The sequence below is a fragment of the Roseovarius sp. YIN77 genome (assembly GCF_057219155.1).
On the sequence record NZ_JBXVVI010000062.1, the window covers coordinates 1 to 940 of the forward strand.

General features: G+C 52.7%; 1 protein-coding gene. It reads left to right on the plus strand.

The annotated features are described in order from the left end of the window. Positions 1–768: tyrosine-type recombinase/integrase (locus AC2D8P_RS16620; RefSeq protein WP_484704002.1), on the plus strand; the 768-nt coding region annotated here is incomplete at its 5' end. Positions 769–940 lie beyond the last annotated feature (172 nt).

Sequence of the window (940 nt, forward strand, 5' to 3'; positions counted from 1 at the left end):
CGACCGAAGCTTCGATCTGACGATCACAAACAAAGTATGCGCCAGCAGTTCGAACTGCACTTGAAAGATTGGATGCGTCTGCCGTTGGACGAGATCAGCAAGCAGATGGTGGCTGATCGGCATCGGTCGATGGCTGATCGCCCTTCCGCGGCCAATCACCTTCTCAAGTATTTTCGCACAGTTTGGAACCATGCCCGACGAACGCATGACTTACCTGAGTCACCAACCATGGCGATTGAATGGTATGACGAAACCCCGGACGGAGCGATCATCGAAGACCTCAAAGCGTGGCGACAGACGATGGACGATCTGCCCAATCCCATCCATCGCGTCTTCTACGAGATGGCACTCTTCACGGGCTTACGGAAAACCGAGCTTCTCACCTTGAAGTGGGATCAAGTTCATGAAGACCGCATTCACCTACCGATAACAAAGAATGGGCGCAGTTTTGATCTGCCCATTTTACAGGTGCACCACGAGATCTTAGCGCCCATCCGAAACCTTCATCGTGACTGGGTGTTCCCATCGCCAAAGTCAGCCAGCGGTCGTATCAGCGGACCGTCAAGATTGAAGTGGTCACCTCATGCGCACCGCCGCACCTTCGCCACTGTGGCTATGGAAGCAGGCGTGCTTGAAGAGATCGTAGGGCGACTGCTTAATCACACGCCCTTGTCGATCACGGGGCAGAGATATGTGAAGCCCTCGATTGAGGCGCTCCGGCCCGCGATGGAATCAGTGTGTGAAGAACTGGGTAAAAGAACTGGGTAGATAACAGATTGAAGGCCATTAATCGTAACCCAACAGGTAAGTTTCAGCGTGTCTAGCCCCTTGTTTCAGTACCAGTGATTTGCGGTTTGTCTAAAAGGGTTTCTGGGACTGGTGGGCGCATGTTCAGAGCATGATGTGGTCTGATCTGGTTGTATTGTCTGAGCCACGTATT